Raw genomic sequence first — 26766 nt, forward strand, 5'->3', positions numbered from 1 at the left:
TGCCTTGGAGAGTTTCTCCCATGGATCATCTACAGCGGGGCGGTTGTACTGGACTCACCGCACCGATCGAGCCCTCGGGAGACACCGTGCCGCAGCACAGCAGTGACACCAGGACAGCCCTCGTGGTCGTCGCCCACCACCGCAGCGATTCCCTCACCGCCCACACCGCCCGCCGCGCGGCCGCCCAACTCGAGGCCGCCGGATACCGCATCGACCTGCTCGACCTGCACGCCGAGGGCTTCGACCCGCGGATGAACGTGGAGGACCAGCCGGACTGGGGCAACCGGGAGAAGCCGTACTCGGACGAGACGCACGCCCACATGCGGCGGATCCTCGACGCCGATGTCGTCGTAGCCGTCTTCCCGGTGTACTGGCAGAGCGTCCCCGCCGTCCTCAAGGGATGGATCGACCGCGTATGGAACTACGGGTTCGCCTACGGCCGCAGCAAGCCCCGCCTGGCAGGCAAGCGCATGCTGTGGCTCGCCCTGGCCGGCGCCACCGCCGACGACCCCATCGCCGAGTCGATGCACTCCGTCCTCGAGGCCAACCTGAGCGACGGCATCGCCTACTACTGCGGCTTCTCCCACTCCACCGTAGGACTGCTCCTGGACGCGGAGGATCGCCCCCAGCGCATCGACGCAGAAGGCAACCTCCTGGTAGGCGAAGCAACCGCCGGCGCCGAACGGGAAGCCCAGTACGCCGATTTCGACCGTCGCGCAGAAAAGTACGTAGCCGAGTTCCTCACGAACGAACTCGTCCCCGCCTGACGCCCTGCGGACCCCATGGGCCGTCACAGCAGCAGTACGCGCAGGCCCTGACGCCCCGACTCGGACCGGCGGACGCCCGGGCGCACTTCCCCCCGGCCGCCGGCCGAGCGCTGCCTCGCCGGTCAACACCACCGGTCCGGACCGCGAGCCCGCCCAGTGGCTGACGAGACAGCCGAATAGGGTCGCCATCATCCGAACGGGCAAAGGACAATCCCCACGGGCGCGGTGAGCAGGAGCGGAACTCCGCGCCGAAACTGACGCCCCATCGCGGACGATCCCCGCGGGCAGTGCCACAACCACAAGGATGAAGCAGCCGCGGCGGCCACCTGATGAGTGTCGTCGTGGTGTGGCACGCCCGGAACGCGGTCCCAGTCGATCGCGTACGTCGTGTCGCTCAACCTGCCGCAGGCGCAGACGGCATGCGTCCGTTCAGCGCGAGGCAGAGTCAGTGCGCCGTCGCAGTAGAACCAGTCCGTGAAACCCGGGACGCCGCCCGAGCTGTCGATGTCGATGCAGACCGGGCGCCCGCCGGCGGGAACGGCCGCCCCTGCTGGGGGTACGGCTGCCAGGTCACTTCGTCTTCAACTCTTCCTCGTCGTCCCGCTCGTCATCCTCGGCCGCCGCCGCTTCCTCGGCCCTGACCTCCTCGACCATCCGCTCGATGGCAGTGTCGACCACGCGCAGCTCATCGACCACCAGGCCCCACGCCCGCGCCTGCAGCTCTTCCGGTACCTCCCGGTCGATGAATCCGGCCAGCCGGTCTATCTCCGAGCGGGCGTCGTCCTCGTCGGCCGCCGTCGGAGAGTTCAGCGCCTCCCACACCAACCGGCCCACCGCCCGCGCGCCCCGGCCCACCGCCCCGAGCACCGCCCCAAAATCGGGCACTGTCCCCTCCTCGTCCCTCAACAGTCTGCCGATTCTGTCTGTGCGGCCCGGCGCCGCCCACATCGCCCCCCCCCCCCCCCGTTACAGGTCTGGGGTGACACTGGCCCTGGCGGTCGGTGAGCATGGTCACGAAGGACCGGACATGCAGGGTGAGTGCGTCGAGTTCGGGGCAGTGGGCTCGGGCGCCTCGTCCAAAACTCCCCAAGGCCATCCCCACGTGTGCGGGGAGCAGCCGCACTCATCGGCGAAGAGCGCGGTGTAGTCAGGACCATCCCCAGGGGCGCGGGGAACAGCCCTGAGCGTATGCGGTGGGCGGTCGGCGACGTGTTCCTCGATCCGGGCATGGCCGATTTGGTGTGGGTGGAGGCGCGGCGCTGCCCGGGGGACCTGGTGGCCACACTGGTGATGACGGAGGGCGCCCGGTTCTCCGAGCTGGAGGGCTGTGTCGGCCGCCGACGGGGACAACCGGGACAGCATTCGGGCGGTCGCTGGAGCAGGTCGATGAGATCGGCGCGTTCGGTCTGGGCCGGGTGCGCCCGTCGCAGTCCCACGGCATCGTCCGGCCACGCTTGGCCCGGTACGGACTGGGTCGAAGGCGGCGAGCCTGGAGCGCTGGCCCTCAAGGTGGTGGCGCTCTGGAGACAGTGGCGCCCTGGAACACCCGTTACCTGGACGCCGCCGTGGCCTGGCTACGCGCCGAGGGACACGACACCAAGGGCGAGGACGTCGCCCGCCCCTCCCCACCCCAAGGCCCGACACATCGCTGCCAGCGGTCCCGGCCAGGGGCTGCTGCCCTTCCCTAGATCCGGACACGCCCCAGGGCGGTAACGAGGAGGTTGAGCCCCTGCCAGCCCGGCATAACGGCGTCTGCACCTGGTACGTAGGGCCGGGCGCGGGCCGAGAAGCGGCTGGCTGGGCGGCGGGAGAGAGCCGGTCAGGGGGTTTGTCCAGCGGAGTTGCGGGGGGAGCGCGGGGGCACCGCGTCCTGTTCCGTGAGGTGGGTGTCCATGGTGGTGTTCAGGTCGGCCATGAACGCTTCGACCTGTTCCAGGAATGGGGGCGGGTAGTGCGACATCGCCGCGTCGAGGCGGTGGGCGAGCGGGCCGAAGAACTCGTCCGCTCTCTCCTGGATGTGCCCGCCGCTGCGCAGCGTGACGACGCGCCGGTCGGAGTGCTCGCGGGCCCGGGTGATGTGGCCCGCCGCTTCGAGGCGGTTCAGCAGCGCGGTGGTGGCGCCCGTGGACAGGGAGATCCGCTCGCTCAGCCGCGCCGGCGACAGGGGGGTGCCGCGCTCCTCGGCCGCGGCGATCTGCAGAACCGCGGTCGCGTCCGTGGAGTGCAGGCCCAGCCAGGAGGCGAAGCGCCGGCTGAGCTCGGCGTAGTGGCCGCCGTAGATCCTGAGCGACTCCATCAGCCGTTCGCGCTGCTCCACGACACCGTCGCGCACTGCTTCCTCCATGCTTCCGGCCTCCTCTCCTGTCACACGGTCCCGCACGGTCATCCCGCTTTGACAACCTACCTTCGCCACTTTACCTTCACCATGGAATTACTTCACCATGGAGGTATCTGGCGTGCGTGACCCGTCCCCCCACATCCCCGACGAGACGACCGAGCCCTACCGATGGCGGTGGCTGATCCTGGCCGTGATGATCGTTGCGGAGATCATGGATCTCCTGGACGCCTCGATCGTCAACGTCGCCGGACCGGACCTGGAGAAGTCCCTCGGTGCCGGTTCCGTCGGACTGCAATGGGTGATCGGCGGCTACGCCCTCACCCTGGGCGCCGGGCTCGTACTCGGCGGCCGGCTCGGCGACCGCTACGGCCGGCGCCGGATGTTCCTGATCGGGCTCGCGTCCTTCACCGCGACCTCCCTGCTGTGCGCGATCGCCCCGAACATCGAGTCGCTGATCGCCTTCCGTCTGCTCCAGGGCACCGCCGGAGCGATGCTGCTGCCCCAGGGCCTGGGCCTGCTACGGGAGAACTTCTCCGGCCCCGAGCTCACCAAGGTCTTCGCGATCTTCGGACCCGTCCTCGGCCTAGGTGGCATCATCGGCCCGGTCCTGGGCGGCTTCCTCATCGAAGGCGACTTCTTCGACCTGGGCTGGCGGTCGGTGTTCCTGATCAACCTGCCCATCGGCATCGCGGCACTACTCGTCGCCGCGAAGTTCGTGCCCAAGAAGGCGGGCGACCGCACCGTACGGGTCGACATGACCGGCGCCGCCCTGGTCGTGGCGTCCTGCGCCCTGCTGGTGCTGCCGCTCAACCAGGGGCAGGAGAACGGCTGGCCCCTGTGGACATGGCTGTCCATGGCCGCCTCGATGATCGGTTTCGCTCTCTTCGCCCTCCAGCAGCGCCGCACGGCCGCCGCCGGGCGCGAGCCGCTGGTGACCCCGGGCCTGCTGCGCAAGCCGGCCTTCACCGTCGGACTCGGCGGCATCGCCCTGTTCTTCAGCGGACTCATCGGCACCCAGCTCGTACTGACCCTGTTCCTCCAGATCGGCCGGCACTTCACCGCCGGTGACGCGGGACTGGGCAACCTGCCCCTCGCGGTGGGAACCGCGATCGGTGGCGCCATCAGCGGCGCGTTCCTCGCCGACAAGATCGGCCGCAAGGTGCTCCAGATCGGACCGCTCGTCCAGCTGGCCGGCGCGGCCGTGCTGTGGTTCGAGCTCGACGGCGTCGACGGCCTCGACGCCGCCTCGTTCTCGATCTGGAACATCGTTCCCGGCACGGCGGTGGCGGGCGTCGGCGCCGGCATGGTGATCGCCGCCCTGTTCAGCTTCATCCTGGCCGCCGTCGACGACGACGAGATCGGATCCGCCTCCGGTGTCCTGTCGGCGGTCCAGGCGGTCGGCGGCTCCATCGGCGTCGCGGTCTTCGGCTCGGTGTTCTTCGCCCAGGCCAAGACCGGTAACTTCACCGGCGGCTTCCACCGCGCGCTGCTCGTCCAGGCGTGCCTACTGGTGGTCTTCCTCGCGATCACCTTCCTGCTCCCCACGAAGGGCCGCCCCGAAGACGAGCAGCACGGCGTAGCCGTTGAGACGCCTGCCGACGACTCCGACACCAAGCAGCACCTCACCGTGTGAGTCCCGGCCGGGGACCGCACACGGCAAGGCCCCCGGCTCGCCCAGCTCCTGCGCCGCACCCGCAGCACCGCGGGAACGGAACACGGCGCCTACCGCAGCAGGCTGCGGCGACGCCGGCGGAGGCAGGCGGATAGGAACCAACGGACTATGGGACACCGAAGCCGAGGCCGAGGCCGAGGCCGAACCATGGTGGTCACTACGGCCGACAGTTCCCCGTCGGCAGCCGACCGGCCGCCCGGAACCGCAGCAGCCACGGCGGCGCCGACACTCCAGAGGCACAGCAGCCCTCAGTGACCGCGTGGGACGGCTTCCAAGCCTTCGCCACCACTCCCGTGGCGAACTCACTCTCCCACCCGGGGCGCCGCCCCGCAGCCTCGGAGAGCGCTTGGCCTACCACTCGCGGTTCGTCACCGTACGCACCCCAGCCGTCGTCGCGCTCGCCGAAAACGTGCGCACCCTGATGATCCTCGACCGCCACCGGACGGTCACCGCACCGCCCGCCGGACCCGCCATGGCGTCGATGTTTCATCGGGCGGTTCCGAGGCGTCGGGTCGAAGTGGGCTTCGTACCGTGCCGCCCCTCCCCGGAGCCTGGGGCGGACCGTGGGTGCCGTACGCGGCATCCTCCATGAGTCGTTCACTGGCCGCCCGACCAAGCCCCCAGGGCGGTGACCGTCACGCGGCACGGGCGCCGCGAGGTCACTCCGCGAGTCGGATCCGGATGCCCACCGTGCGGTGCCCCGGCCCTTTGAATCGGCTGCCCAGCAAGCCGACCCGTGCGGCAAGACCGTACTTGCGCTTCATCAGGTCGGGGTAGTGAAGGGTGTCCTGCTCGGCGGGCAAGTCGGCGACACCCGGCACGGGCTCCCCCTTCGGGGTCCCCCGCCAGTCGCAGGGGGCGACGGTCACCCGGCCGCTGTTGCGAATCCGTTTGACCTTACCGGCGTCGGCCACACTCCACACGGCCAGACAGTCCCCGTCCCTCATCACCCACACCGGAGTGGGCACTGCCCGCCCGTCCCGGCGGAACGTCGTGAGAAGTACGTACCTGGATGCCGCCAGTCGCTCAACCAGGCTGCTCGGTAAGGACGCTGAGGCGGATGGTGAGGTTGTCATCGCGATAGCATAACTGGTTAGTTAACTCCCTGTCCGCCACGACCGACGTGGCGTCCGTCCCGACGACGAGGAGTGATACGTGCTGAACTTCGCCTGGGCCGTGCTCGCCGGATTCGTTCTGGGTACCCCAGCCGTACCCTTCGGCCTCTCGATCTCCCTCGCGCCGCCCATCGCGCTCATCGCCGTGCTCCTCGGCGCGGTCGGGTGCCTGCTGTCCGCCGTCTTCGCGGCCGGATGGCTGCGTACCCGATGGCTGGTCTGGCGCTCAGAGCGGCGGCCCGTCGCCGCCGGGGCGCCGCCCGAGAATCGTCGGAACCGCCTCGACGGCCCCACTGGCCGGCGGGCCCGGCGCGTGGTGAACCGGTATGGCGTGATCGGCTTCGGCATCATCGGGCCGGCGCTCTTCGGCACCTGGGGATCGGCCATGCTGGGCACGGCGCTGGGCCTGCCCCGGTGGCCGCTGCTCGGCTGGCTCATGGCAGGCGTCACCCTGTGGTGCACCGTCATGCTGCTCGCCTCCGAGGCACTGATCGACGCGCTCGGACTGAGGTGACAACACACACCGCGTACCGACCCCTGATCGCGAGGGCTGGGCGCAGGGTGGAGAGGCACAGGCGGTCGCTTCGCCGAAGTGGGTGCGGGATTCTGACGTATCCGTGGAGGATGGCCACGAGTCGGCTGCGGAGCCGGCGGACGGCCGGATCGCAACCGGCTTCGCGGGCGCGTTGGCCGTCGACGTGGTGCCGGGCGCCGGGTGAGACATGCAGGGCGGCAAGTGCCCGCTGGCCACAGCTGGTCACGGCCGATGCGGACCATGCCCACGCGCGCGCATCGCCTTCGTCGCCCTTGCCTGGAGGTGCGTGTCGCTCCTTGAAGCGGGCGACCTGCCGCGGGGCGATCGCGCAGATCTCGTAACCGGAGGCAATCTGTGCCTGCACCCACGAACGCGGTTGGTTTCGATCCCCACCGCCACCCCGGCCGGATCCAGGTCTCCCCGCCGCGGCGCGCGACGAGTTCGTGCAGCTTCGCGATGCCCTCCACCACCCACGGGCGACTTCGCTACGGCCTTCCAGCCCTCCTCGTCCTGGATCTCCACATCGCGCCGGCCTTCGGTCCAGTCGTCGCCGACCAGTGGCAACTCACGCCCCTGATAAGGCACTTCGCTCTCCACAAGTCACGGAAGGGCAGGGCGCGCGGGCTGATGGATCCAGTGTGCACACCACCAGCGGTCTGGCCTGCCGGCCCGACCATCGGAGGCACGGCCTGAGCACACAACTCACAGTGGCCCCAGCGGCGAAAGCGCTCACCTACCAACGGCAACGACAACGAGTTTCTACGCCCCGGTAAGGCACATTGAGGCGCTGTTAGCATGGCTCCCATGTCCCGAGCCGAGGCCACGAAGGCGCGCATCCTTCACGCGGCGACCGAGGAGTTCGCGGCGTATGGGATCGCGGGGGCCCGCGTCGACCGGATCGCCAAGGCTGCGTCGGCGAACAAGAACCTCATCTACGTCTACTTCTGCAACAAGGACGGGCTCTTCGACGCCGTCTTCGACGCACACGTCGGGCGAGGTCTTGACATGGTGCCCTTCACACCTGACGACCTGCCGGACTATGCCGGGCGCTTGTTCGACTTCTACCAGAAGCACCCCGAGGTGCTCCGCCTGGCGACGTGGCACCGGCTGGAACGCGGCACTGCCGTGGAACGGGACGCTGCCGTCACCAAGCCCACCCGCGACGACAAACTCGCCTCGTTGGAAGCGGTCCACACGGACCGAGTGGGCACACCGGGCTTCACCCCGGCCACGCTTCTCACCCTCGTCCTGGCCATCGCCTCGGCCTGGAGCCCGACGAATGCCGCGAGCATGTCGGCGACGCCTGGCCTGACATCGGACCCGGCGGAATGCCGGAGCGCGATCATGGAGGCCGTGCGGCGCCTCCTGTGACAAGCAGCATGCGTCACTCGCCTCCACCACGTACGAGTTGCCCGCGGCCGCATTGTCAGCCGATGCCCCGCTGGAGCAGGCGATTGAACTCACGGCCCTTCGAACTGGCCCGGGTTGCGCCCGACCCCGTTCCGCGCGGTGGGAGCCCACTCGCAGAACGTCTCCGGGTTCGTCACCGTCACCGCGGACACTCACGGCGGCGCACCGGGCTGGCGCTCGGCGGCTGTACGTCCGCGCCCTCGGAGCGCACACGCGTACGGCTCCCTCCCCCAGCTCCAGATCCCCGAGGGGGCGACGGAGGTGAAGGGGGCCGTACGGGTTCAACCGCAGGCGAACGTCTACCTCCTGTCCTTCATCACGAGCGAGCGGACCGCAAAGACGATCACCGAGGACCTGCACCCCGACAGCCCCTTGGCAGTGGAGAGCCCGTTCTCCTCGTAGCTGAGCGGGGACGGATTCACTGATCGTTTCAGAATGAGTCGAGTTGTTGGTCTTGCGCTCGGCGATCTTGGTCGGCACTGTGTCCGGGTGTGTGCTGATCTTGTTCCTAACGACCTGTGGGAGCGGGTGGCTCCGTTGCTGCCACTGGCTTCCGAACGGCGCCTCCGCCATCCCGGGCGACTGCGGGTACCGGACCGGGCCGCCCTGGCCGGCATCATGTACGTGCTGCGGACCGGTGTCGCCTGGCGCGATGTCCCCGCCGAGACCGTGGGCTGCTCGGGCGTCACGGCCTGGCGCCGGCTACGGGACTGGACCGAGGCAGGCGTCTGGCCCCGCCTGCACGCCGCTGTGCTGAGCGCACTGCGCCGCGCGGACGCTCTGGACATGGACGACTGCGCTGTGGACGGGTCCCATGTCCGAGCCTCAAAGGGGGGATCACGTCGGCCCCTCGCCCGTCGATCGCGCCCGCCCCGAATCCAAGCATCATCTGATCGTCGATCGCCACGGGACTCCGCTCGCCGTGACGCTCACCAGCGGGAACCGACATGACGTCACCCAGCTTCTGCCGCTGCTGGACGCAGTCCCGCCGATCCGGGGCCTGCGCGGACGGCCCCGCCGCAGGCCTCGACGTCTGTACGCCGACCGGGGCTACGACTTCGACAAGTACCGCCGCCTGCTGTGGAAGCGCGGCATCAAGCCGATGATCGCCCGACGCGGCGTCGCACACGGCTCCGGGCTGGGCAGGGTGCGCTGGGTGGTAGAGCGGGCCTTCGCCTGGCTGCACCAGTTCAAGCGACTCCGCACCCGCTACGAACGGCGCGCCGACCTCCACCGGGGCCTCCTCGAACTGGCCTGCGTCATCATCTGCCTGCGACGACTCAGAACGGCATCCTGAAACGACCAGCGAGTCGGGTGTCAGTGGGGCCCGATACGGTCCGGCCCATGACTGACACTGAACTGACCACGTTGCTCGGCGTCCTGAACAGCAAGCGCAAGCACGTCCTGGACATTTTGGAGGGCCTGGACGAGGAAGCGCTGCGGCGCCCGGTGCTACCGTCCGGCTGGACGTGCCTGGGGCTGGTGCACCACCTTGCCCTGGACGACGAGAAGTTCTGGTTCCGCGCGGTTGCGGCGGGAGAACGAGCGGCGATCGAGGAGATCCTCGGATCCGGGGAGAACGCGTGGCAGCCCACCCTGGAGATGACAGCCGAGGAGGTCTTCGCCCTCTACCGCCAGGAAGGCGAGCTCGCGGACGCCTTCCTGGCCGGCGCCGACCTGGACGCGGCCCCGGGCTGGTGGCCGGACTTCTTCGGCAGCTGGCGGTACGACAACCTCCGCGAGGTCATTCTGCACGTGATCACTGAGACCGCCACCCACGCCGGCCACCTGGACGCCGTGCGCGAACTCATCGACGGTAGGCAGCGGCTGGTTGTCACCTGACAGAAGAGCCGCTCCGCTCTGCCGACCAGGATCGTCGAGCGCAAAGTCCGGAGCTCAACTCATTCTGAAACGATCAGTCAGACACCTCGGCCTCAAGCCGCCGCAGGAGCTCACGAGCGTACGGACGACGAGCGCACGCCCGCCCTGTGCGGGCGACTCCAGGCGGCGCCACGTCCAGGGCATCGAGATCCACATCGGTGAGGTGTCGGCGGATCGTGTCCGCGTCTACCTGACGGCGTACTGACCGGCCCGACGGCGTCCCCGTACCTCCACCCCTCCCGTCTGTCTCCCGCCCCGCCGGTCCCGGCACGCCGAGGCCCTACTCCTCCTGTGCCACGCCCGCAATCAGATGGAGCGCCTCCCCTCCACCATCAGGAACAAGGGCGAGGAGGCCATCCGCGACGTCCTCTAGGCCGCGCTCGGCGCCGCGTGTGCGGGCCGTTGCACGGCGGAGAGGCCGCCCAGCTGGCAGCCGAGCATCCCCGCCGTGCCTCCGTGGCTAAACCTTGTCCCGCCGGCCGGCCGCACCGCTCCGTTCTCACATCGTTAGCAGGCGGAATTCATGGTCACCGGGTCGGTTCCTGGCTTCGGTCGGGACGAGGAACACGGCGCGGATGAATGAGGACGAGTGCGATGAGCACGGCGAGGAACGCGAGCACGGCGGAGACCATGAGGACGGCCCGCGTGCCGTCGGCGACTGCCTGATTGCCTGTACCGCTGCCGCCGTGAAGGGCGAAGATCGCGCCCAGTGCCGCGGTGCCGGCGCCCGCACCGAGGGAGGCGAGGGTGGCGACGGTCCCGGCGACCATGCCGACCCGCTCGGGTTCGGTCACCTGCACCGCCACGGCCATCACGGGCGCGCCGGCGATTCCGCCGCCGGCTCCCCAGGCCAGCAGCGGCCCGAGCAGCGCCCACCACGGTGTGCCGGGTGTGACCAGGAGCGCCAGGGCCGTAAAGCCGATGCCCTTGAGCGCGTAGCCGGATCCGATCACCAGGCCGGGGGCCCAGTGGCTCAGCAGCTTGGAGCCGACCATGCCGGTGGCGATCTGCGCGAGGAAGATCGGCGTCATCAGCAGTCCCGCCGAGGTCGGGCTCAGTCCCATCCCGTCCGACAGGTACAGCACCAGGTAGACCGCGCCGCCGATGGTCAGGACGCGGGAGAGGAGGATGGCCAGCATCGCGCCGCAGAAGGCGGGCCGGGTGAACATCCGTAGCTCCAATGTCGGTGTGGGCACGTGGAGTTGGAGAACCAGGAAGGCGGCCAGTGCCAGGCAGGCGGTGAGCAGTGCGACGGTGTCCTGGCCTGCCCAGGGTGTGTCGCCGGGGCGGAGCATGAGCAGGGTCGCCGTACCGAGGCCGAGCATGAGCAACAGGCTTCCGGGCCAGTCCGGGCGCCCGGTCGAGGAGGGTGCGGGAGAGGTGGGCGGCAGCACGCGGGCGGCCAGCGCCCAGGCCGCCGCGCCGAGCGGGAGGTTGATCGCGAACACCGCACGCCACCCGAAGGCGTCGATCAGCACTCCACCAAGGGTCGGGGCGAGGAGCCCGGCCGTGGCCGCGAACGAACCCCAGGCGCCGATGGCGAGATTGCGCTCCTCGCCGGTGTAGCGGTCCGAGAGCAGAGGAATGCCGTTCACCATGATCACTGCGGCTCCGCAGCCCTGGACCACCCGGGCGGCGTTCAGCCACGACAAATCCTGCGCCAACGTCGCGGCCAGGGAGGCGAGAGTGAACACGGCGATCCCGGCCAGGAACAGCGATCGCCGCCCCCAGCGGTCCGAGAGGCTTCCGGCCACCTGGGTCAGTGCCCCCATCGCGACCATGTAGGTCACCACGACCGACTCCGCCGAATCCCCGTGCGCGACATCGGCGCTGATGAGCGGGAGTCCGATGGCCACGATCGTGAGGTCGACGACGACCAGCCCCGTGGAGGCCATCACCAGCACGAGGACCCCGCTCATGGGCGGTAAACGGCGAGACTTCTGAGCTGCCATGCGGATACGACCTCCAGGCGTGCACAGGCGGTTCCGTCAGCCTGGGGGCTCGCGACGCTAAAAGTCAACAGGCGTGTAGTTCAACCGGACGGCCGTACGATGGCGCCATGCCTGCCGCCCCCCGCCGCCGTCCCACGACCCGCAAGGGCCGCCCAGTCCTCACCCGGGAGGCCATCGCCGCCAAGGCGCTGGAGATGGCTGGTACGCAGGGGTTCCGGTCCGTCACCATGCGCGCCCTGGCCGCCGAACTCGGTGTGACCGTGCGGGCTCTGTACAACTACGTCGAGGACCGCCAGGACGTCGTCGATCTCGCCCTGTGGCTCATGCTCGACTCCTGGACCACCCCTCCCCTGCACCCCACCGCCTGGGAGGAATCCGTCGCCGGCTACGCGCGCTCCCTGCGCGAGCTGTACCGGCGCTGGCCGCGCGCCCTGCTGGTCTCCCTCGACGAGGACGTACCCCCCGCCTCCGTACACCCCAACCGCCTGCTCAACCTCGACCGCTTCCTCCAACTCCTGCACGGCATCGGCATCGGCCTCCCGACCGCCCTGGAGGTACACCGCCACCTCTCCCTGCTCGTGTTCTCCTTCGCGCTCGTGGTCGACCGCCCCGCCTTGGACTCCACGGACGCTACGGACGCTACGAACGCCACGGACGCCACGGACACCCCGACGGACCGCAGCACGCTCATCCCCGACACATGGCTGGCGGCCCACGCCGACCTCGACCTCCCCGCCCTGCGCCAAGCCGCCGCGCTCCCCCTCCCCACCGCGGACACCCAGTTCGACCAGCTCGTCTCCGTCGTCGTCGCACAGATCCGCAGCCATCTCGACGCCTCGACATAGCACGGGTGTCACGTCGACGCCGCAACTTCGCTTTCAGGCGAGTGCCCGAAGGCCGATCCGAGCGACACCGTCACGCGCCATGTCCCCTTCACGCGGCATTCGGCCGACCAGCGGGCCAGCAGATGACAGACATGAGCCTGGACCGCACTGCGGGACCGGGCTTCACTGTCGGGAGCGGCATGTTGCGGAGCGGCCGGCCAGGCTTTGGTGTGCAGCGGTCAGGGCGAAGACGGCGGTGGTGGTGCGGCGGTTCATGGGCGCCACGCTGCCGTGACCGGCGAGCGCGCGGGGCGGTGACTCGGTCGGGGGCCACGCGGACGAGTGATCTCGGGGCGAGTCCGGATACGGCTGCCCCCTCCCCTCCCCCCCCCCGGAATGGGGAGTCGGAGGGATCAGACGGGCGGCGGGGGTACGAGGGCGTTCTTGACCAGTCGGCAGCTCGCGCCGCTCCTCACTCAGAGTCGGGGCCTGTGTGGGGCCGCCGGGGGTGCGGTGGGGTCAGAACGCGAAGACGTTGCCGGTGGCGAGGATCAGCTCGCACTCGGATTCGTAGGTGTGCTCCCAGTGGACCTCACGGCCCCGGTAGGTGCCGGTACGTGCCGTGAGCGGTCGCGACGACCCGAGTGATACCTGCCCAGCAGTTCGCTTCGTCGCGGCCTGGAAGGGCATCGACGTCGCCGTGCACGGTGGCGATGTCGGTGCATGCGGACGCCCGGTGGGGGTGGCCGGTGCCCGCGGTGCCGGGGCAGTCGAGCCAGATTTCGCCGGCGAGCACGCCGGTCGCGTGAGACTTGCACCGCCGTGCCGGCCACGCCCGGAGACCGCCGTCGGCAGGGAAGCCTTTCCGAAGGGCGCGGGACGCCGACCCACTCCGGATCAGCCTGCCGTCGTCGCCCACTCCGGACTCAGCCTGCCGTCTTCGCCTACTCCGGTGCCGCCGACTCCGGTGCCGCCGCGGTGATGTGGCTCAGCAGGCACAGCCAGCGGCCGTCCCGCTTCACGAACACATCCGACGTCCACTCGTCGGCGTCGAAACGCCGGCCCCCATAATGAGCGGTGTTGGTCACCCGCACGCTGAAAACCGCTGTGTCGCCGTGCACCCGGACTCGGGGTCTGGAGACGAGGTCCATGGCCGAGTGGGTCAGCTGCCCGGAGGCGACGTAAGCGAGGAACTCGTCCTTGGAGGCGATGCCGGACTCCGAGACGATGGCCCAGTCATCGGTCATGAAGCTTGCGATCCGTGCCGCGTCGTTGGAGACGATGGCCGCGGCCCATGCCTCAGCGACGGCCGTGAGGTCCGCGACCACCGTGCCGGTCGGGTCTCCACTGAGGTTCTCGGACATGACTCGATTTTAGGCTTGCCGGCACCGCTGCCGCGCGCCCAGAGGCCGGGATGGCCGCGACCATCCACGATCATCTGGCCACGGGGGTCCTGGTTCCGCCCACTCGTCCGTCTCGTCACCGGGGACGCGGACCCTCCCCACACCGGCACCGTTCCGCGGTCGCTGTCGCTCCTTCCCCGTAGCCAAGAGCCAGGAGCCACCGCCCCTACCTGCTGAATGCCCTCTGCCCCTCCCCGCTCACGCGGGCCGTGCGGCGCGAAAGCACCGTTGTGTCCCGGCCTGCGCGTCGCCCATACTCCCCGTGTCTCCGTGTACGGGATCAAGTATCCAAGGTAGGCATGTCAGATCTTGTGCGTTCCCGCCCCGTCTTAGCCTGCGCTTCGTCTGTCGGAGCCGTCCTTGATTCCAGCCGACGAGTCGCGCGGCTTCCTCGGCAACACGCGTGCCCCCGTCGAAGCCCGTGGTCGAGAGCCGGAACGGTCGGACACCACGCGGGCCGGTTCAGCGACGGGCCGACAAGGGCTCGTGAGGTCGGAAAGGCGTCGCCTCCCGCACGGGTGCTGCTCTGCGCGCAGGGCCGAGCCATACATCTCCCACCCGGCACCGGGAGACGGCGGTGAGTGACACCGCCCCGGACCGGGGCGGGCTGAACGCCCACGCCGAGGCGGTCCTTCGGGGCTGGGACATGGTGCCAGAGGCGGTGGTCCGGCGGGTGACGGCCTCCCGGGTGGGCAGCGCCGTCGCCCGTTGCTTCCCGTTCTCCGACGGCACCGCCCTCGTCCTCATCACCGAGACGATCACCTGGCTCACTGCCTTCGACGACCATTACGAGCGCGCCGGCACCCGCACCGCTCAGGTCGTGGCCCGGCTGGTGGCCGCGCTGGAGCAGCCCGACGGGGTGCCGCGCCCTCCGGAGAACGACCCGACTGTGGGGGCCTTCGCCGCGGTACGTGCCCGCTGCGGGCACGTACTCGATTCCTCGCAGGACGACCGTTTCGCCGACGCACTGCGCGGCTACTTCCTGGCCCTGCTGTGGGAGCAGAGCGCGCAGGAGGCCGACATGGACACCTTCCTCTCGATGCGCCGTCACCTCTCCTTCGGGCGGATCCTTCCGGTCCTCGTCGAGGTCGCGACGGGCCGTGCCGTGCCCCCCGACCTCCTGCGCCTCCCGGCTATGCGGCTGCTGCTGGACCGGTTCGCCGACGTGGTCGCCCTCTTCAACGACCTGGCCTCCGCCGCATGGGAGGAACGGCATGTGGCCGGCTCCATCGCGACCGTACCGGCGAACACGATCGCGCTCCTGCGGGAGGAGACGCCCGGCATCGGCGCCGAGGAGGCCAGGGCACACGTCCAGGCCATGCTCACGCACGCGTCGGCGGAGACGAGGCGCCTGCACGAGGAACTCTCCCGGACCGCCGCCGAGGAGAGTCGCACCCACCTCGACGGCCTGCGGGACTTCCTCGACGGCCTGCTGACCCTGCGCATGCCCGACCGCTACTCGGCCCGCTGAGCGTCAACGTCCCCGCCACCGTGCCATCCCGATTCCTGGAGAGCCGAATGCCCCACGCCACCGTGCCGCCCGCGCCCGGGATCACCCCTCTGCTCGGCCACCTCGTGCCCTTCCTGCGCGCGCCGCTGCCCTTCCTGCGCAGCCTGGCCTCTCACGGCGACCTCGTCGAACTCCGCCTCGCCGGACAGCGGATGACGTTCGTGTGCGACGCCGACCTCACGCGCCGCCTGCTCGTCAACGACCGCGTCTTCGACAAAGGCGGGCCCATCTACGACCGGCTGCGTGAAGCGGGCGGCAACGGCATCGCCACCTGCCCCGCCCACGAGCACCGCCGCCAGCGCCGTCTCATCCAGCCGGCCTTCCGCACCGAACGCTTCCCCGGCTACGCCCGCATCATGAGCGAGCGCATGGACACCGTCATCCGGGGCCTGCGCCCGGACAGCGTCGTCGACCTCACGCGCGAGACCCGGCGTATCACCGCCGACATCCTGATCTCCACCGTCTTCGGGACCGAGGTGAGCCCGAGTGCCCACGCCCGGCTGGCAGCGGACCTGAAGGAATTCACCGACGGAATCCTGCGCCGCGCTCTGCTGCCCGAGGCACTGTTGTGGCTACCCACCCCCGGCAACATGCGCTTTCTGCGTGCCTCCCGCCGCTCCCGCCGGGTCATGCTCGACCTCATCCACCGGCACCGCGCCGATCCGGCCGCCGACCGGACCGGGCTCCTGTCCATGCTGATCGACGCCCGCGATCCCGACAGCAAGCAGCAGACCTTCACCGACGAGGAGATCGCGGACCAGGCGGTCACGTTCTACGTCGCCGGGACAGAGACCACCGCCGGCGCCGTGTGCTGGGCGGTCTACCTCGCGGCCCTGCACCCCGACGTACACCGACAGCTCACCCGCGAGGCCCGGGAGGTCCTGGGCGGGCGCACCGCGACCTGGGAGGACCTCGACCGCCTCGTCTGTACCCGCCAGACGCTCACCGAGGCCCTCCGCATGTACCCACCGGGCTGGATCCTGACCCGGCGGGTCATGACGCCGACCCGCCTCGGCGACCACGACCTACCCGCCGGCACGACCGTCGCCTTCAGCCCCTACCTCGCCACCCACGAACCGTCGCGCTACCCCGACCCCGACCGGTTCGACCCCGACCGGTGGGCTCCGGGCAAGGAGGGCACCCCACCCCCCGTACCGCCCGTGGTCTTCGGCGGCGGTGCCCGCAAATGCATCGGCGACGAGTTCGCCGTCCTGGAAGGCACCTTGCTGCTCGCCAGCCTCACCTCCCACTGGGACCTGCGGCTGCAAGCGGACAGCCTCGGGCTGCCACGCCTGCCCCACCTCACACTGAACCCCGGAAGGATGAACGCCCGCGTGCAGCGGCATGGCGCCACGGGGGTCACGGGGGCCACCGCCCCGGAGCGGTCCCTCCAGGAGGCGGAGTCGGAGTCGGAGCCGGACTTGGATCCGACTCCCCGGTCCGGCCGCGAGGGAGAGCCGCGGCGATGACGACGAGGTCACTCCTGCCCGACGCCGAGACGCACCGCGCGCAGGACATCCTGGCGCGGACCGCCCGGGACGACTGGGGGTCGTTCAGCCCCTCCGTGTACGAAACGGCCCGGGTGCAGGCCTGGGCCCCGGACCTCCCCGGCCACCGCACCCGCACCGAGTGGCTGCTGGCGGAGCAGTCGGCGGACGGCCTGTGGGGCGAGGGCCCTACCGCCTACCGGCTCCTGCCGACCCTCAGCGCCGTCGACGCCTTCCTCCGCGCGCTGACCCGCAGTGCCCTGCCTCTCAGCGCCGCCCTCACAGCACGGCTGACACGGGCCACCGACGCCGCGCTCACCGCCCTGGCGAAGCTACCCGCGCACGGCACCCTGCCGGACACCGCGGCGGTCGAACTGCTCGTCCCGCTACTGCTCGCCGATGTGAACAGGACCCTGGACGACATCGAGGACCGGCCCTCCACGACGGTGCGGCTCGCAGCCGCACACCGCCGCCTCGGGATCGTCCACTCGCTGGCCCCCGCCGATGACAGCCTTCTGCGCAAGCTCACCGCGACACCCACGCTCCCGGTGAAACTGCACCACTGCTTCGAGGCACTCGCACCGTACTGCCCGCCGCCACCCCCGCCCCGGGGCCACGGCGGCCACACTCTGCTCGGAGCCTCACCCGCGGCCACCGCCGCATGGCTGGCCGTCTCCCCCCACCCCGGAGACGCCCGCGCCGCCCTCATCGCGGCCGGCCAGCGCTACGGTCACCTCTTCCCCGAGGCCGCTCCACTCGCCACCTTCGAACGCCTCTGGGTCCTGGCCGCGCTGCTGCGCGCGGGCCTGATCACCCCGGGCAACCCGGTCGCCCGCCAACTGGTCCTGCCCCTGCCGCGGCGTGCCCCCATACCCGGCGCGCCCGGCCTCGCCCCCGACGCCGACGACACCGCGCTCATGGTCCACGTCGCCACCGCCCTGGGACTGGACGCCGACCCAGGCACCCTGACGCCCTTCGCCACCGGCGACCACTTCGCCTGCTACATCGGCGAGGCAACCGGATCCGTCTCCGCCAACGCGCACGTGCTGACCGCCCTGTGGGACTCGGTGCCCGACCCCTGCTCCGACCCGGCCGTACGAAGCACCGCGGACTGGCTCACGCGACAGCAACTCCCCGAAGGACACTGGACGGACAAGTGGCACGCCTCACCCCTGTACGCCACCAGCCGCGTCTGCCGAGCCCTCGCCCGCTCCCCTCACCCCGCCCACCGCTCGGCACTGCGCCGAGCCGGCCGCTGGGCCATCGACCGCCAACGCCCCGACGGCTCCTGGGGGGTGTGGCAGAGCACCCTGGAGGAGACCGCCTACGGCATCCAGATTCTCCACACCACCACCCCTCATGACGCCGCTCTGGCCGTGTCCAGAGCCGTACGGTGGATCACCGAGCACCGCACGGAACGGCGACCCCACCCGCCCCGCTGGCACGACAAGACGCTATACGCCCCCACGACGGTCATCGATGCCGAGACAGCGTCCACGATGGCCGCAGCCAACACCGACGACCGGGATCCGAGAGTTCTCCATCCCCCGTTCCGGACCTGACGCCAAGCAGGGCTCGCCCGCAACAGCCTCCGAGGTCTGCGGACGTGAGAAACCCGTCCCCGTAGGGGTCGGCAACAGCCGGACCTCCCACCCCCGGCGGGACGGGAGACGTGGGTCGGGGCCATGCCAGCGTCGGGGCGTCCAGGCAGGCGAGGAGCAGTTCCTTGATCTCGGTGGAGTGGAAGCAGGTGCGGGTGCCGGCGTGGGTGGGGGTGGAGCAGAGCAGGACGGGGACGCCTTCGGGGTCGTCCGGGAGGCGGCCGTGGCTGCGTCGGACGCAGGACGGGGCGGTAGGGGCGACGGACATGGCGGTGCGTACGCCGAGTTTGAACTTGGCCATGGCGAGGGCCACCCTCGCCATGACCAGCGGCTCGGCGAGGTCGAAGACGGCTACGAGCCCCCCGGCGCGCGGGGCGCAAGCCTGCCTTCTCCTGCCCGTCCCGGACGAGGGCGTGGTACTGCCGCCAGAACGCGACCTCGCCCATCTCCCGGCCGTACCAGCCGTTGCCGACGCCGCCGTGCTCGCCGTGCAGCCGGCCGGAGAGGAAGGTGGACTGGACGGACGGAGCAAGTGACCGCCGGCAGGACCGTGTCCAGCGGCGCGCCGAACCCCCGGTCCGCGACGGCGCGCAGGCGGGGTTTGTGGGCGAGCACGACTGGCGGCGCGCCCACGGCCCCCACCAGACGAACATGCTGGCCACGGGCCGCTTCCCCGCACTGGCCAAGGCCGTGTACGACGGCACCGACGTGGACGCCAAGACATCCTTCACCACCGGCCTGAACTGGATCCTCGACACCGTAGCCACCAAACTCACCCGCCCCCGGCATGACGCTCAGCCCCCACCGAACGCGAGCGAGATCGGAGCGGCACCCACAGTCCCTACGGACTCGCGCCGCCGCCGATGCACTGACTGCCGGACACAAGGCGTTGCTGCTGCACCACACACGGGATGTCGGTACTCGGTGTCCGCCCTGGTGATGGCGTCGCAATCTGCGCCGCGCACCCTCGGTGGCTGCCGTAGGTCAGGGGATGGCGGGTTCCTGGGCGCCGGTGTGGTCGGCGGGGTAGGCGTCAGTCATGGGGGACTGGCCGATGGTGAGGAAGTCGTGGATCGCGGCCAGGTAGACGGACCGTTCCACGGTGCCGCTGTTGTCGGTGTCGAGGGCGGTGAAGGCGGTATCGGCTCCCTCGGCGCTGTTGCCGGTCGCCGCGCGCAGCCGGGTGAACTCGGTGCGGGTCACCCGCCCGTCACCGTCATGGTCGGCAAGGTCGAAGAGGGAGCCGAGGGCGGGCCGGCAGGACTTCTCGAAGGCATCGTGCCCGGCCCAGGATCGGTACTCCTCGAAGGTGACACCACCGTCGGCGTCGGCATCCATCTGCCGGAAGACCTCCCGGTGGGCCGCGCGAGCCACGGCGACCAGGGGATGGTCGGAGTCGCGCTCGCAGGCGGTGGCTGCCCGGTCGACCCGGGCAAGGTACTCGGTCTCGGTGATCACGCCGTCACCGTCGACATCCAGCATCGTGAAGATACGCCGCTTCGCTGCGTCCGACATCCCGTCACCTTCCGCTCTCACACGCCGAACCCCCACGGGAAACGCTATCGGCCGGACCCCCGAACCCGGGGCGGGACACAACAGACGACACCCAAGCCGATACCTCCGCGCGATCCGCCGGCAGTCCGGGCAAGTTCCGGACGGCCGCAGGCCCAGGGCCTGCCTGCCGACTCCGAGACCTCACTGCAGGAGATACCGACCGTCTTCAGGACGGTGACGAAGTAGAGGGCGTATACGTGCTCGATCTCGCCCAAGAGCCTGTCCGGACACCGTGCTGGAAGCCAGCTCCTGTTCAAGACGCGGCACGGGGTCCATGACCGAAGGTGGAGCGCCTGCAGGCACGTTCACCCGAACTCACCTGTGCACTTCGGCGGCTCTGGCAAGGATCTGGCATCGGCGATGCGGCCTTCGTTGCATGGCGACAACCGGCGGACTAGGTCGTGAGTCCGTCTGATCCAGAGCAGCGATCGAGGAGCCACGGCAGTCGCTCGGCGGGCCCCCTTCACCCTGGCTACTGAACCTGAACTCGTGAAAGTCGGCGGTGTCGCGGAGCCCGTTGGGCGCTGGTCGTTCGTAATCAAGGGTGCGTCTGCAGCCAGTAACGCGCGGCGGCCAGTGTCACTTAGATCGCTGCCGCGCTGCGCTCGAAGCGTTCAACGGCCTGCCGCCGGATCCGCTCCCGCGCGGCCCTCCCAGCGTCAGTCAACCCGCCGCCCTGCGTGTAACGCACGGACCAGGGCTACCGGAGGCGAGCGGCCGCCGTCAGGCGAACGGCGCCGACATCACCCAATCAAGTTCAGTAGTTGCAGGTCAGCAGTGTGTGGTCGTCGGTCTCGCCGAGCGTCAATGAGGCGCGGACACCGGATGGAGGGCCACTACCTGGAACCGCAGACGCCCACGGTCGAGACGCCACCCCAGCTCACTCGCCAGCTCATCGAGCCCCGCGAGCCCCACTTCGGGGTAGGCACTGACGCGAAGCGAGATCGTCCCGTCAGGGTCTTGAGAGATTTCCGCGATGGCCCGCCTCAGAACAAAGCCTGGTCGCTCCCGCCACTGCTCGGGTGTGCCGATCAGTTCCAGCTGGTATTGGTGCGGGGGGGGCAGCAGCACGCTGTCGCCGTACGAATCCTTCGGCACGCCCTTCGGCGCGCCACCGAACAGAGGTAGAAGCCGTCGCCACCGCCGAAGAACGGGGCGACCACGGTGACGGTGACGGTGACGGTGACGGTGAAATCTACGGGAAGGTAGATCCACTGAGGAGAGAATTGGCATCGTAGCCCCCATACGGAGCGCGGCGGCAGCGGTCCAAATTCGATCGTGCCCTACGTCCTCGCGCGCGAATCCCCGCCCATGAACAGCCCGTCTGTAACAACGCCCCCGTCCGGTGTCCCCTGTCCCGTGGGCCAGCCCACACGCGCTGCGACTGGTACGCAACGGATGGCGGCGAGTAGGAATCAGCTCGCAGACGCGCTCCAGCCGTCTTCGGTCGCGACGAGTAGGGCGCCCCGGTGCAAGTCGAGGCTGGAGGAAGCCGTGGGCTTCCCTGCCTGGACGAACGGGCCGGGCCCATGGAACGCGCCGGTGTGGAGGCGGAAGGAATTCGGCTCGGTGCAGCCCACAGTGCGCAGTCGCCAAGGTCCGGCAGGGTCCTCGTGGGCGCGGGGCGGCAGGGCGAGTTGGAGCTGCGCGGCGGCCGGACGCTCTGTCCGGTAGTCGAGGTGTGGCGCTGTCCAGGCGGCCATGATGAGAACTGCCTGCGAAGGCGGACCGGACGAGGGTGAGCCGTCGGTAAGGGAGGGCGGCCTTCGTTCAGGAGCCCGTGGTGCCTCGATGATGTCCGAACGGCCTGCTCGTTCCCTGAGGATGGCAGAGAACCAGCGGGTGACGCCCGGGCCTCCTTGCTCCGCCCAGGTTCGAATCACGTCCCGAAAAGCCGCGTCACGGTGGCGGGCGCCGCGTTGCGCTCCCGCGGCCAAGATCGCCTCACCGGCTCCTGAAAAGGCTCGGCACAGTTTCAGCACGGGGACATGATCCGCGCGGGCGGCGTAGCGTACCGAGCGGAGCTCCAGCATGGCGTCGCGCAGCAGCACCGCGGCAGCGTGCGCGTCAGGGCTCAGGTCTCCGCCTGGCGGCCGACTCGGGCACCCCGACCGGCTGGTGCGGGGCGGGGTGGCCGCGTCCACGCGTCGACCGGCGGTCGACAGGTGCCATGCACGGTCGTCCAGACGGTACTCGCCACCGGCGGCGCGGAGCCGACCGCCCAAACCCAGGGAAATCCCGATCTCCCGTACTCCGGCGTCCAGGACTACTCCCCGTGCGTCGGAAAGGTCGAAGGCCATGTCGGTGACGTCATCCAACCACACGTCCAGCAGGGCGGGCGGCGCGGGCTCATCGACAGCGAACGTGCGATCAGCGACCAGTTGGAGGAAGCCAGCAAGGCGAGAGCCAGCACGCTCCACCCGCAGATGGCGGACGGACGCCGTCGCCAGATCGTAGTCGGGGACCAGCTCATCCACGTTCTGGTGCGTAAGCCGGCATTGCGGTGCCGTGACGTATCCGCGATAGTCGCGGCCTCGCGTGTGCGGCTTGGCTGGTGGCAGAAGCACTTCGATGTCGTACCCGGCGATCGCGGCCTGCTCGATCATCCACCCGCGCCGCCGCTCGCCAAGACCGGCCATCCACTCCAGTACGGTCCTCGCCCGCCGCTCGCGCTCACCGGCGTCAGACGTGCTTGCGGCCCAGAACAGCGGAAACACATTGTTGTCCCACACATCCGACGCCGCACGAATGGCTTCCCGGTCGAACAGGCGGACATCAGCTGCAGCCTCCGTCATCTGGTCCAGCGAGCGCTCCAGCAACGCCGCCAGAACGGACGTGGCCGAGGCGGGATGCATGGGCGAACGCGGTACGTCGGACGGTGGAGGGGCAGGTATGGCCACGTCGTGATCGTCGCACATCTTTGAATGCGCTCATGATGGCGCCAACGGCATGCCGCTGACACACCGCTCGGGAGGCGACGCGAGAACCTGACTCTGAGGAGACCGACCCCGGTGATGGGTCCGCAACGGCGGGGGCAGTAACCGAGGCCGATTCCTCCCCCACCGCGTGCAGCGACGGCGTCAAACCGGGTGGACTGTCGCAAATGGCTTCGTTCAAGTGAAGTAGCAGCGATTGATCAGCGGTTGGAGCAGCAGTTGGCGATCTTGGGTGTTACGGATGCTCACCAAAAATGGCGTCGTTCGACGGCGATGAGGATCGGGATCTGCGTCAATTGTTGATCTTGACGGTGCTGGCGTTCGGTGAGGCATCCTGGTGCGATGAATGATGTCGAGGCGATGTGGCAGTCGTGGTTGTCCGGACTGGCATCGTCGAAGCGAGCAGCGGCAGAGTCGCTTCGGACGCAGTTCGAGGCCCTTGGTGTGGCTGACGCACCGGATTGGGTGCGGTCTGAGATCGATGAGAACCAGCCGCAGCTGGCGCGGTTCGTGCTGTGGCGAGGCGCGATCGATGGCTGGGCTGACCCAGGAGCTCTGGAACAGGTGGCCGCGGCCCGGCGCCTGTTGGACGCGGGGGAAGACCGAGACGACTTGGTGCTGCTGGCTCGGGCGATCGCCTATGAAGCGGTGTTTGCCGCGGTGGACGAGCTCGACCGGGGCGGGGACGTGAACGTGTCGGGGGTCGATGTCGGCTGGGCCGTCATGGAGTCTGGCGAGGACGGAGGTCCCACTGGCCGTCCCCTCTCAGGTCTTCACGAGGACCTGTTGACGATGGACCCGAGTGGGCGCGACGGTGCGGATATGTGGCGTTAGGCCGGTGAGGACGCGCGTGCGGATCCTCATCAGCGGTGACGGCCCTTCGCCCTCCGGGCGCAGGGCCGTCGAGTAGGTGCTCGCAGCGGTCAGCCGGCCTTCGCCGGTTCCCCGGCCCGCGCCCGCGTGGAGGCGAGGCGGTAGGAGTCGGTTCCGGTCTCGATGATGGTGCCGTTGAAGGTGAGGCGATCGACGATGGCCGCGCAGAGGCGGGGGTCGGTGAAGGTCTTGGTCCAGCCGCCGAAGGACTCGTTCGAGGCGATGGCGACGCTGTTCTTCTCCTCGCGCTCGGTCAGCACTTGGAAGAGGAGCTCGGCGCCGTGACGGTCGAGTTCCATGTAGCCGAGCTCGTCGATGCAGAGCAGGTCGACACGGCCGTAGCGGGCGATGGTCTTGTTCAGCTGCTTCTCATCCGCGGCCGTCGTGCCGGTCCCACTGCTCGACCAGCTCGTTCAGCTCCGCCAGCGAATCAACCTCTGGCACCGGAACGAAGTGGTTGCGGCGGAAGCAGCCGATCTGGCCCCCGACGCCGCCCTTCTCGTGGGCGCCCTCGATGCCGGGCCGACAGTAGAAGCTCTCGATCCCGAAGTGTGACCTGAAGGCGATCCACCGGTCGGCCTCCACCCGTGGCCGGCTCAGCCCCAACACCTGGGCAACGGCGGCCTTCAGGTTGTCGTAACGGACCTTGCTCCGCGGAACCCCGCCCAGCGTCCGCAGGGCGTGGACGTGGCCTTCGAAGAACGCCTCCTGCCCGCAGGACGCGAAGACGCGGTGGACGGCCTTGCCCGAGTAGGACAGGCGGAAGGAGAACAAGTAGCAGGTCACCAGCTCGCCAGCGAGCTTCACGGTCACGTCGCCGAAGTCGACCTCGGCCTCCATGCCGGGCTGGTGGGTCTGCGGGACGAACGCCTCGATCGGAGCCTTGCCCGACTTCACCAGGATCTGCGGCTTGCGGTCAGCCACATAGCGGCGGACCTGCTGGTAGGAGACCTCGGCGTCATGCTCCTCGACCAGCCGGTGGAAGATCCGGGTGACCGTGTGCCGCTGCTTGCGCGGCGCGTCCAGGTCCGCCCGCAGAATCCCGTCGACCACCGCCGCGTACGGGTCCAGTGCGGTCGCTCGCGGCGGGAGCTTCTTCCTCGGCTCCGGCCAGACCGAGTCCACAGCCTTCCTGATCGTCCGCCACGGCACGTTGTACTTGCGCGAGATCTCCCGCATCGTCATGCAGTCTCGGTGGTCGCGCCGGATCGCGGCGTACAGCGCGACCTTCGACATCTGCGGCATGACCAGGGCCTTTCACCAGGAGCACTCCCGATGCTGGCCTGGCAAGCACCCCAGTGACGTCGAAACTCGGGTTCTGGCTCAGGTTCTGTGACGGGGTCACCGTGAGTGATTGTCGGGGTTACCACTTAGCGCGGAGAGTCAGCAGTGTTGGCGGCGTTCAGTTGCGTCCGCTGCGGTCTGGCAAGACGTGAAGCGAGCAGGAAACTTGGTGGTAGCCATCCGGGCCGTACGAGATGCTGCCAAAGTGATTGAACGAGATGCCGCGGTTCAGATCGTTGAGGAAGAACTGGAACGCGACTACCAGCGCGAGCTGTCGCTTGGGCTTGTCCCGATGCGCATGGCTGTGTCGCATGTAGAGCAGCATGAGCTGGTATGGATCATTTTCTGGACATCTGAGGAGTACCTGCGCACCCGTAACCCAGACTTCGCACTGGCTGGGAATGGGCCGTACCTTGTTGACCGCGTCGACGGGAGCCTGCATCAGATCGGTGTCGTCTCCGCGGTAACGGACGCGTGGGAGGCGGACTACCGAGTCCGCGTTCGAAGGCAGGTCACGCGGACCGCAGTGGACGATCTGCACGATGAGGTCCGGGCGGTGGCAGGCGCTCGTGGGAGAGTTCATGCCATGCACACCCTGCGCCAAAGAGTGCCCGTGCTCTCCCACGCTCAGATCGTCGAGTACGTGACCGCCTTGCAACATGGCGGTGCTCCGGCGCACCTTGTAGAGGTCTCCTCCAGGGAACTGGTGCCGCCTACCGACCCGATCTTGTCCGTGGTGACCATTCGCAGAGCCGTGAACCGTTGAGGTGCTGACAGCAGCGGCTGTCCTCACGAAGTGAGGAGGACTCGCTCGCGCAGCAGCGAGAAACCAGCGCGGCCGAACATCTGGCGCTTGCGCATTTTGATCCGGTTGACATGGCCTTCGACAGCACTTGAGCTCCATGGCGGGGTCAGGCCGGCGATGACGGCGTCGCGGTCGCGGCCGATGCCTGCGGCGAGGGTGTGGAGGCTGGGCAGGTCGTCTTGCCGGACGGCGTCGAGCCAGTCGGGCAGGCGCTCGCCCTGGCGCTCGGTGAGCATGGTCGCGAAGGAGCGGACGTGCCTGGTGAGGGCGTCGATTTCGGGGCAGTGCGTCCGGACGGCCTTGAGTTGGAGTTGCTCGGGTTCGGTGAGGGTGTCCGGACGGCGGAGGATCCATCCGGCGACGGTTCGGGGCGTGGGCGGCCGGGCGGTCACCGGCTGCGGTGAGGTGCGTTAGTCGTGCAGGTAGGCGCGAACGCGCTTGTAGCTCCCCTTGTAGCCGAGTGGCACGATCTCCTCCTACAGCTTCCAGGCGTTGGTGCAGCCCTCGCTCCAGCGGTCGTCCAGATAGGGCTTGTAGTCGTCGAGGACGGAGGGCCGGTTCTGCCACTGACCAGTGAACAGCTCCTCCGGCATCGCGGCGTCTGCGAGCTGCTTGACGGTGCGGTAGGTCATCCCCGAGTTGCCGCTGGACCGAGCGACGGCTGTGTCCCGCTGTCAGCAGGGCGTGGACGGAGGCATGCCGGGCCCGGGTCCGGTCGGCGAATCGGTGCCCGCGCGGCCAAGGAGGACCGTGCGAGTCCGCTGCCGGGACGGCCTCGGGTTGGAGAGCGGGTGCGGGAACCGTGGAAGCCAGCGCGCG

At 69.5% G+C, this 26766-nt stretch carries 24 protein-coding genes and 2 pseudogenes; 14 read left to right on the plus strand and 12 right to left on the minus strand.

Going from position 1 to position 26766, the window contains the following annotated elements; genetic code table 11:
- Nucleotides 1–20 precede the first annotated feature (20 nt).
- The gene (locus tag ACFXMG_RS01100; protein WP_383813545.1) at nt 21–767 is read left to right on the plus strand and encodes an NAD(P)H oxidoreductase; all 747 of its coding nucleotides are present in this window, start codon (nt 21–23) and stop codon (nt 765–767) included.
- Nucleotides 768–1337: 570 nt separating this feature from the next.
- Here ACFXMG_RS01100 and ACFXMG_RS01105 read toward each other — a convergent pair.
- Both ACFXMG_RS01105 and ACFXMG_RS01110 read right to left on the minus strand, forming a co-directional pair.
- A complete protein-coding gene (locus ACFXMG_RS01105) occupies nt 1338–1652 on the minus strand; it encodes a hypothetical protein (RefSeq protein ID WP_383813547.1) in 315 nt (104 codons plus the stop codon).
- A gap of 934 nt (nt 1653–2586) precedes the next feature.
- A complete protein-coding gene (locus ACFXMG_RS01110) occupies nt 2587–3111 on the minus strand; it encodes a MarR family winged helix-turn-helix transcriptional regulator (protein ID WP_383813549.1) in 525 nt (174 codons plus the stop codon).
- A 112-nt stretch (nt 3112–3223) separates the two neighbouring features.
- Between ACFXMG_RS01110 and ACFXMG_RS01115 the strand changes: the two genes are divergently transcribed.
- Nucleotides 3224–4738 (plus strand): MFS transporter, encoded by a 1515-nt coding sequence (locus tag ACFXMG_RS01115; protein WP_383813551.1) that lies wholly within the window; start codon nt 3224–3226, stop codon nt 4736–4738.
- A 698-nt stretch (nt 4739–5436) separates the two neighbouring features.
- Here the strand turns inward: ACFXMG_RS01115 and ACFXMG_RS01120 are convergent.
- Entirely contained in the window at nt 5437–5853 is a 417-nt protein-coding gene (locus ACFXMG_RS01120; protein WP_383813553.1) for a PPOX class F420-dependent oxidoreductase, read from the minus strand.
- A 79-nt stretch (nt 5854–5932) separates the two neighbouring features.
- Here ACFXMG_RS01120 and ACFXMG_RS01125 point away from each other — a divergent pair, with 79 nt between their 5' ends.
- From ACFXMG_RS01125 to ACFXMG_RS01145, 5 genes are all read left to right on the plus strand, one after another.
- Nucleotides 5933–6406: a hypothetical protein gene (locus tag ACFXMG_RS01125; RefSeq protein WP_383813555.1), complete on the plus strand. Its 474-nt coding sequence runs from the start codon at nt 5933–5935 to the stop codon at nt 6404–6406.
- A gap of 825 nt (nt 6407–7231) precedes the next feature.
- A complete protein-coding gene (locus tag ACFXMG_RS01130; RefSeq protein WP_383813557.1) occupies nt 7232–7798 on the plus strand; it encodes a TetR family transcriptional regulator in 567 nt (188 codons plus the stop codon).
- Nucleotides 7799–7936: 138 nt separating this feature from the next.
- A complete protein-coding gene (locus tag ACFXMG_RS01135; protein WP_383813559.1) occupies nt 7937–8239 on the plus strand; it encodes a hypothetical protein in 303 nt (100 codons plus the stop codon).
- Between the two features lie 87 nt (nt 8240–8326).
- Nucleotides 8327–9134 (plus strand): IS5 family transposase gene (locus tag ACFXMG_RS01140; RefSeq protein WP_383813949.1). Its coding sequence is split into 2 segments (ribosomal slippage): nt 8327–8664 and nt 8663–9134, totalling 810 coding nucleotides; the frame shifts between segments, so codons are not numbered across the junction.
- Nucleotides 9135–9181: 47 nt separating this feature from the next.
- A complete protein-coding gene (locus ACFXMG_RS01145) occupies nt 9182–9679 on the plus strand; it encodes a DinB family protein (protein WP_383813561.1) in 498 nt (165 codons plus the stop codon).
- A gap of 566 nt (nt 9680–10245) precedes the next feature.
- Here ACFXMG_RS01145 and ACFXMG_RS01150 read toward each other — a convergent pair.
- A complete protein-coding gene (locus ACFXMG_RS01150; protein ID WP_383813563.1) occupies nt 10246–11670 on the minus strand; it encodes an MFS transporter in 1425 nt (474 codons plus the stop codon).
- A gap of 107 nt (nt 11671–11777) precedes the next feature.
- On the opposite strand from ACFXMG_RS01150, the gene ACFXMG_RS01155 reads away from it, so the two are divergent.
- On the plus strand, nt 11778–12515 hold the full coding sequence (locus ACFXMG_RS01155; RefSeq protein ID WP_383813564.1) for a TetR/AcrR family transcriptional regulator: 738 nt from the start codon (nt 11778–11780) through the stop codon (nt 12513–12515).
- Between the two features lie 571 nt (nt 12516–13086).
- On the opposite strand, the gene ACFXMG_RS01160 is transcribed toward ACFXMG_RS01155, so the two are convergent.
- Both ACFXMG_RS01160 and ACFXMG_RS01165 read right to left on the minus strand, forming a co-directional pair.
- Nucleotides 13087–13413, minus strand: a complete 327-nt coding sequence (locus tag ACFXMG_RS01160) for an SSI family serine proteinase inhibitor (protein ID WP_383813566.1) — start codon at nt 13411–13413, stop codon at nt 13087–13089.
- A 25-nt stretch (nt 13414–13438) separates the two neighbouring features.
- A complete protein-coding gene (locus ACFXMG_RS01165) occupies nt 13439–13858 on the minus strand; it encodes a nuclear transport factor 2 family protein (RefSeq protein ID WP_383813568.1) in 420 nt (139 codons plus the stop codon).
- A gap of 616 nt (nt 13859–14474) precedes the next feature.
- Here ACFXMG_RS01165 and ACFXMG_RS01170 point away from each other — a divergent pair.
- From ACFXMG_RS01170 to ACFXMG_RS01185, 4 genes and pseudogenes are all read left to right on the plus strand, one after another.
- Nucleotides 14475–15368: a hypothetical protein gene (locus ACFXMG_RS01170; protein ID WP_383813570.1), complete on the plus strand. Its 894-nt coding sequence runs from the start codon at nt 14475–14477 to the stop codon at nt 15366–15368.
- 47 nt (nt 15369–15415) lie between these two features.
- The gene (locus ACFXMG_RS01175; protein ID WP_383813572.1) at nt 15416–16876 is read left to right on the plus strand and encodes a cytochrome P450; all 1461 of its coding nucleotides are present in this window, start codon (nt 15416–15418) and stop codon (nt 16874–16876) included.
- Nucleotides 16873–18456: a prenyltransferase gene (locus ACFXMG_RS01180; RefSeq protein WP_383813574.1), complete on the plus strand. Its 1584-nt coding sequence runs from the start codon at nt 16873–16875 to the stop codon at nt 18454–18456. Before ACFXMG_RS01175 ends, ACFXMG_RS01180 begins: the two co-directional genes overlap by 4 nt.
- Nucleotides 18457–19110: 654 nt before the next feature.
- Nucleotides 19111–19278, plus strand: a pseudogene (locus tag ACFXMG_RS01185) (TetR/AcrR family transcriptional regulator C-terminal domain-containing protein); the annotation flags it as partial.
- 201 nt (nt 19279–19479) lie between these two features.
- Here the strand turns inward: ACFXMG_RS01185 and ACFXMG_RS01190 are convergent.
- The gene (locus ACFXMG_RS01190; RefSeq protein WP_383813576.1) at nt 19480–20010 is read right to left on the minus strand and encodes an EF-hand domain-containing protein; all 531 of its coding nucleotides are present in this window, start codon (nt 20008–20010) and stop codon (nt 19480–19482) included.
- 1454 nt (nt 20011–21464) lie between these two features.
- A complete protein-coding gene (locus tag ACFXMG_RS01195) occupies nt 21465–22904 on the minus strand; it encodes a hypothetical protein (RefSeq protein WP_383813578.1) in 1440 nt (479 codons plus the stop codon).
- A 423-nt stretch (nt 22905–23327) separates the two neighbouring features.
- Here ACFXMG_RS01195 and ACFXMG_RS01200 point away from each other — a divergent pair, with 423 nt between their 5' ends.
- Nucleotides 23328–23819, plus strand: a complete 492-nt coding sequence (locus tag ACFXMG_RS01200; RefSeq protein ID WP_383813580.1) for a hypothetical protein — start codon at nt 23328–23330, stop codon at nt 23817–23819.
- A gap of 89 nt (nt 23820–23908) precedes the next feature.
- Here the strand turns inward: ACFXMG_RS01200 and ACFXMG_RS01205 are convergent.
- Both ACFXMG_RS01205 and istA read right to left on the minus strand, forming a co-directional pair.
- Nucleotides 23909–24238, minus strand: a pseudogene (locus ACFXMG_RS01205) (ATP-binding protein); the annotation flags it as partial.
- Entirely contained in the window at nt 24228–25103 is an 876-nt protein-coding gene (istA, locus tag ACFXMG_RS01210; protein WP_383813582.1) for an IS21 family transposase, read from the minus strand. The pseudogene ACFXMG_RS01205 and the gene istA, both read right to left, overlap by 11 nt.
- Nucleotides 25104–25347: 244 nt before the next feature.
- Here istA and ACFXMG_RS01215 point away from each other — a divergent pair, with 244 nt between their 5' ends.
- Nucleotides 25348–25908 (plus strand): YrhB domain-containing protein, encoded by a 561-nt coding sequence (locus tag ACFXMG_RS01215; RefSeq protein ID WP_383813584.1) that lies wholly within the window; start codon nt 25348–25350, stop codon nt 25906–25908.
- A gap of 23 nt (nt 25909–25931) precedes the next feature.
- On the opposite strand, the gene ACFXMG_RS01220 is transcribed toward ACFXMG_RS01215, so the two are convergent.
- Both ACFXMG_RS01220 and ACFXMG_RS01225 read right to left on the minus strand, forming a co-directional pair.
- Entirely contained in the window at nt 25932–26339 is a 408-nt protein-coding gene (locus tag ACFXMG_RS01220; RefSeq protein WP_383813586.1) for a transposase, read from the minus strand.
- 84 nt (nt 26340–26423) lie between these two features.
- Nucleotides 26424–26579: a hypothetical protein gene (locus ACFXMG_RS01225; RefSeq protein ID WP_383813587.1), complete on the minus strand. Its 156-nt coding sequence runs from the start codon at nt 26577–26579 to the stop codon at nt 26424–26426.
- Between the last annotated feature and the right edge of the window lie 187 nt (nt 26580–26766).

Origin of the sequence: Streptomyces sp. NPDC059201 (assembly GCF_042754585.1) — a bacterium.
Taxonomy (GTDB): Bacteria; Actinomycetota; Actinomycetes; order Streptomycetales; family Streptomycetaceae; genus Streptomyces.

What these genes read in the sequence shown, in the direction of transcription:
- ACFXMG_RS01100 (WP_383813545.1), top strand. Translation starts at nt 21, where the DNA reads ATGGATCATCTACAGCGGGGCGGTTGTACTGGACTCACCGCACCGATC.
- ACFXMG_RS01110 (WP_383813549.1), bottom strand. Translation starts at nt 3,111, where the DNA reads ATGGAGGAAGCAGTGCGCGACGGTGTCGTGGAGCAGCGCGAACGGCTG.
- ACFXMG_RS01120 (WP_383813553.1), bottom strand. Translation starts at nt 5,853, where the DNA reads ATGACAACCTCACCATCCGCCTCAGCGTCCTTACCGAGCAGCCTGGTT.
- ACFXMG_RS01130 (WP_383813557.1), top strand. Translation starts at nt 7,232, where the DNA reads ATGTCCCGAGCCGAGGCCACGAAGGCGCGCATCCTTCACGCGGCGACC.
- ACFXMG_RS01145 (WP_383813561.1), top strand. Translation starts at nt 9,182, where the DNA reads ATGACTGACACTGAACTGACCACGTTGCTCGGCGTCCTGAACAGCAAG.
- ACFXMG_RS01150 (WP_383813563.1), bottom strand. Translation starts at nt 11,670, where the DNA reads ATGGCAGCTCAGAAGTCTCGCCGTTTACCGCCCATGAGCGGGGTCCTC.
- ACFXMG_RS01155 (WP_383813564.1), top strand. Translation starts at nt 11,778, where the DNA reads ATGCCTGCCGCCCCCCGCCGCCGTCCCACGACCCGCAAGGGCCGCCCA.
- ACFXMG_RS01165 (WP_383813568.1), bottom strand. Translation starts at nt 13,858, where the DNA reads ATGTCCGAGAACCTCAGTGGAGACCCGACCGGCACGGTGGTCGCGGAC.
- ACFXMG_RS01175 (WP_383813572.1), top strand. Translation starts at nt 15,416, where the DNA reads ATGCCCCACGCCACCGTGCCGCCCGCGCCCGGGATCACCCCTCTGCTC.
- ACFXMG_RS01180 (WP_383813574.1), top strand. Translation starts at nt 16,873, where the DNA reads ATGACGACGAGGTCACTCCTGCCCGACGCCGAGACGCACCGCGCGCAG.
- ACFXMG_RS01190 (WP_383813576.1), bottom strand. Translation starts at nt 20,010, where the DNA reads ATGTCGGACGCAGCGAAGCGGCGTATCTTCACGATGCTGGATGTCGAC.
- ACFXMG_RS01195 (WP_383813578.1), bottom strand. Translation starts at nt 22,904, where the DNA reads ATGCATCCCGCCTCGGCCACGTCCGTTCTGGCGGCGTTGCTGGAGCGC.
- ACFXMG_RS01200 (WP_383813580.1), top strand. Translation starts at nt 23,328, where the DNA reads ATGAATGATGTCGAGGCGATGTGGCAGTCGTGGTTGTCCGGACTGGCA.
- istA (WP_383813582.1), bottom strand. Translation starts at nt 25,103, where the DNA reads ATGCCGCAGATGTCGAAGGTCGCGCTGTACGCCGCGATCCGGCGCGAC.
- ACFXMG_RS01225 (WP_383813587.1), bottom strand. Translation starts at nt 26,579, where the DNA reads ATGACCTACCGCACCGTCAAGCAGCTCGCAGACGCCGCGATGCCGGAG.